Annotated in this window: 6 protein-coding genes and 1 pseudogene; all 7 read right to left on the bottom strand. The window is 45.7% G+C overall.

Annotated elements, in window-relative coordinates:
- A partial coding sequence (locus tag L4C33_RS19855; protein WP_428814129.1) for a zonular occludens toxin domain-containing protein occupies positions 1–336 on the bottom strand: 336 nt, incomplete at its 3' end.
- A 2-nt stretch (positions 337–338) separates the two neighbouring features.
- A complete protein-coding gene (locus L4C33_RS19850; protein WP_428814128.1) occupies positions 339–680 on the bottom strand; it encodes a DUF2523 domain-containing protein in 342 nt (113 codons plus the stop codon).
- Positions 680–1,219, bottom strand: coding sequence for a hypothetical protein (locus L4C33_RS19845; protein WP_428814127.1), 540 nt, complete (start codon positions 1,217–1,219; stop codon positions 680–682). The genes L4C33_RS19850 and L4C33_RS19845 overlap by 1 nt, the downstream gene beginning before the upstream one ends.
- 1,117 nt (positions 1,220–2,336) lie before the next feature.
- Positions 2,337–2,540, bottom strand: coding sequence for a hypothetical protein (locus tag L4C33_RS19840; protein WP_428814126.1), 204 nt, complete (start codon positions 2,538–2,540; stop codon positions 2,337–2,339).
- 341 nt (positions 2,541–2,881) lie between these two features.
- Positions 2,882–3,223, bottom strand: coding sequence for a DUF1293 family protein (locus L4C33_RS19835; RefSeq protein WP_428814125.1), 342 nt, complete (start codon positions 3,221–3,223; stop codon positions 2,882–2,884).
- Positions 3,211–4,323 (bottom strand): replication initiation factor domain-containing protein, encoded by a 1,113-nt coding sequence (locus L4C33_RS19830; protein WP_428814124.1) that lies wholly within the window; start codon positions 4,321–4,323, stop codon positions 3,211–3,213. The genes L4C33_RS19835 and L4C33_RS19830 overlap by 13 nt, the downstream gene beginning before the upstream one ends.
- Positions 4,313–4,502 (bottom strand): annotated as a pseudogene (locus L4C33_RS19825) (hypothetical protein); the annotation flags it as partial. The pseudogene L4C33_RS19825 and the gene L4C33_RS19830, both read right to left, overlap by 11 nt.

Raw genomic sequence — 4,502 nt, 5'->3', positions numbered from 1 at the left:
AACCGGCTGGTAGGTGACTTTCTTCATGTCAAAGCCGATATTCTTAGAGAAGATGTCCTGGCATTCATCAATCACAATCAATGCGCCAATGGGGCACCAACAGAAAAAGTGCGTCCAAAGATGCACACCGGCTGCGTCTCTTGATGAGACTCGAAGTAGTTTAGAGGTAGTCGGGAACTGAATGTTAAAGCGCTTTTCAATCATCTTAAGAGGCTGCATTCCCTCGATGTTGGTCACGACAACTTTACCGGCTTTAAGCGCCTGATAGATAGAAAAGTACGCGGTATAAGCCGACTTATAAGAGCCATTTGCGCCGGTTCGTATGGTAATGGCCATGGCTAGCGACTCATCTTCATAACAAAAGCRGTGGTCATGAAGTTGGCTAAGATGGTCAGCCCCTGGGGAATACCAAAAGCGTATGAGTAGAACCGAACCTCTGATGGCATCGCATTAAAGACTTCCACTAACAGGTCGTTAAAACCAATATCTTGCAGCAGCAATTTAGCGGTGGAATAGGAGAGTTTAAGGAACTCAATTTGAAGTGTAATTTTCATCTTGATAATGAAAAGCTGAAGATAAGAAAACAGGTTACTCGCCATATCAGGAAGCGCGTAAATAAAGTCGATGAACGTTTGAAACTGCAACGCCACCCAATCAAAAAATGCGTAAATGGTTTCCATTAGTCACTCCCTAACATGCGTATACCAATGAGCACCACAATGAACAACAACACGGATTTAATGATGTCGGCATTGTCTAATAGGGCGCTGAACACCTTGTTTTCGTATTCCACATTCTCACCGTTGAAGTTCTTCAGCGTGAGGTTATGGGTACTGAAATCCCCGCTTTGAAATCCCTCGGTATTGATACCCAACAAGTCCCGAGCCGGGGCAGCTTCTGCCTGATATTCGTCTTTCAAATCGACGATGCTGGCTTCCAACTCTTTAAAAGCATCATCACCGAAAAGGAAATTGGTTTTAAATGCACCGGATACACCAGGTGTGGGTTGAACGAATTGATTCGGTGAGCCGAGTAAGTTTTGTATGCCGGTGACGGCGGATTCTAATCCACTTAAATCCGTGCCATTAGAAGGAACGCCACCCGAGGCGATGCCATCAATCTTGGTAGACAGTTCGGAAAGCTGGTCAGTGAGGTCACTACCTAACGTATCAATGCTGCCTTGTGTATCACCTAACGAATATTCAATATCACTCAGCACATTAAACACCTCATTAATGAGTCCACCATTTAGGCTGGCTGCGGTCGCGGCCARGGTCGACTTTTCMGCAGCGGTGGTGAGTTGATTAGCYTGKGTTTGAGTTAAGCCACCTCCKCTGGCATCAATGGCTTCAATCGCTTTAAGCACCTTGTTTTTGGTGAAACTGAGAAAGATATCATCGGAATKYCTRRYCTGASCRACCAAYCTCTTTTGAGTGTTCGCGATAGAATCGTTCATGTTSSTKAGCAGYCGAGTAATACTGTAATTGAGGCTTCGRACATCATTCTTATCCGCGGTWTCTGTMCCCAAATCCTTAATSACCRACACCAAATCTCGATTGGTTTGAGASACTTTCTCCGCTGAATTGGCTAAGGTGGTGATGCCTGTACACTGCGGGTTTCCAGCRCATCGCACGTCATAATCCACGACTTCAATATCACTGAGAGYGTCAACAAAAGGCTCTAAATTRTCGGGGATATGATTGTTGTTTTCGTCCTTGAGTACATTGTCAGAATCACTCGGATTTTCATCGACACCATTGGGAATACCATCACCATCCCAATCTTCTTCATCGTCTGGAATACCGTTCATATTGCCATCGCCCTCATAAGGGAAAGGCTTAGGTGTWCCACCAAAGAAACGACCGCGTTCATCAAACGGGCACGTCGCACCGGTGTAAGTAAACTCACCCGACCAAAATTGTYGAGCATCGTCGAAGCTAATGGCAATCGCCCCTGACTTGTTCAAGCGACAAGCGGTATCACCCGTRACAACGCCATARCAATAACTSGTTGGCTGCTCACCRTARATGTACGCGTCCCARTGCAAGGTKCGYTTTTCTCCCTGCAAAATAGAGCAAGAAGACACACAAATCCCACCTTTATCYACTTCACCTGGAGGACACTCAGCTGCGTCCGAATCGGCCATGAAATAGAGGCACGCAATCATTAAAAAGAGCAGGGCGATGAAGGCATTAATGAGGGATTTCATAGGCCACCTTGAGACAAAAAAGCCTCCATTTAGGAGGCGTTAATCCCTGTATATACGCCGTATATAAAGGAGCTTGCCATAACCACCCCAAGCAGGATGGTTACAACRTTTGAAGCRAGTTCACCCATTACGAACGCATCGCTCCCATAATGGCGCGAAGACCAAAGCCAAGAGCAGCCAGRCCAATCAAGCCGACCACCACAAGACCGTAGTTRCTTTGRCCTAATGTCACTGCGGCATTAATYGCACCGGTTACRGCAGTATCGCCTTCAGCRGCGAACGTCGAGCCGGATGCGRCCAACATGGATAACCCAAGAAGTTTTGTTTTCATAAGATGTACCTTTTTAATGTGCTCAGCCTTTGCCAAGCGTTTTGAGTATCCGTCCTAGTACATGACCAGAGACGAATGAGACCAAAATCCACCCAGAAACCGTGGTATAAAYCTCTGGGTTTATCGTTAATTCATAGTCACTGCCGACAGGAGRCTGAGTGCKCATRGCATCGAACTGTTKTTGAGYCTCAAAAAGMGACCCTGTAACTAATACCGACCAATCACAATCAGATTTTCCATCTACCACTTTGTTTTCATTAGTAAAACTAGATGTTAGCACCGCATCGCCGTTTTGAATGGAAATGACTTTTGCGCAATATCCAGTGACCAATGGCATTCAATTAGGCCTTAGGTAAAGACGATTGAAAGTGCTTTTTGATGTCATCTTCGACCGGACTGAGCTTATTCACCAAGATATCTAGCGGGTCATTTGGGTTTGCACCGAAGCTCAATTCGTAATCACGATTAGGCACAAAAGCGCGCGTTTGGATCAGCTGACGCGCGTAGTTCACATCAATTTTCAACGCCTGTTTGTTGTAAGGAATGTCCGTCGAATAACCAATTCCTGTTTGTTGAAACTTCTCGTTATCGACTTCTTCCACGGCACGTAGGACGGATAATTCCGCGAACTCCATGTTCGATTTCGGGAAACGTTTGATGGCAATACCAGTTATTGTGGGCATATTCTTGACTCCAAAATTTCAATTTTCCGTTTAGTGTATTCATCGGGAATACCCAATGACGTGTTAAAATTTGCGCGTCTATGCTTAGTCGGAATGAGCATCCCGAAAGCTTCACCGATATCGCCGTCAGTCATCGACACCACTTCTGCCAAGGCTTTTCCACATTGGCGACGAACCCAGGCAATACGAGCGAAGAACTCAAGACCGGCTTTCTTTTTGTTCAGTTGGATCTTCATGGGTTCAGCCGGTTCGATACTGGCCGAAAAGTCACACAGACCAGCAAAGGCCGAAGCGGGCGAGGCGAGTAGTGTCAAATCGCACTTCTTCAATTCCACTTCGTTTCGATACCAAACCACGTCAGGGTCAACGATGTTCTGTTCAAACTTTTTGTTGTAAACCCGCCAATAAACCGCGGAGGTACGAGAGCCAACTAACGTGGCTTCTTCAAACAATTCACCGGTTTGTGAGACGCGTTTATGTGGGACCATTGTCGGGCCACGACCACGAGTCGCAGTACGAAACGCACCTTCATAAAAGCATTTCTCGGCATACTGACAATCGAAAATACCGGTGTAATCATCCACGCATAAATCGAGACGGGCGAGGCGAGTGATCCCCAAAAGTGACAACCACCAATGCACCTTTTTATGAGTGGTAAAGTCGAATAATCTGGCGCAACCTGAGCCATTTATCTGTACATAAACCGTGTCATTGTTACCGCCAACACCCACCAAACCGCATTCAACCGTGCCAGTTGAGTCATAAATGACCATTGAATCGTCATAACCGTGCAAACCACGCGCACGCATAGGTGATAAACGGAAGTTAAAGACTTTCGCCATGAACTCATCGAACCTATCAGCCAGTACTTTGCGACATTTGTTACGATGTAACTCAATAGATTTCTCGATGGCTTCCGGTGAATTGTGGCGTCCGTTCACCGTTTGTCTTTTGAAATCAGGAAATTGCATGTTGATAAAATCTTGTTCATTCGAGTTATCTAAATGTCGTAACGAACTGTACGGAAATGAAAACGCTAAGTGATCGACTTGAACCGGACGGATTTCATCATGGTACTTATGAGGTTTTTTAGATGGCATAGAACACACCCTTAACCAAAAGTTCCTGGTAGTTGTCGTCAGTGATCTCGATGATTTGAAATGACACCATGCCGTAATGAACCTCCATGAATTGGAAGAACTCAGCACCTGCAATATGCCAAGCTGTATTAACACGCCGATTCTTACCAAAACCACAAAAGAACCGATCGCCTGATTTG

Source organism: Vibrio makurazakiensis (genome assembly GCF_050337375.1).
Classification (GTDB): Bacteria; Pseudomonadota; Gammaproteobacteria; order Enterobacterales; family Vibrionaceae; genus Vibrio; species Vibrio makurazakiensis.
This window is presented reverse-complemented; position numbering and strand designations above follow the sequence as displayed.

Coding starts and splice junctions, on each gene's coding strand:
- L4C33_RS19835 (WP_428814125.1), bottom strand. CDS start 3,223: ATGCCCACAATAACTGGTATTGCCATCAAACGTTTCCCGAAATCGAAC.
- L4C33_RS19830 (WP_428814124.1), bottom strand. CDS start 4,323: ATGCCATCTAAAAAACCTCATAAGTACCATGATGAAATCCGTCCGGTT.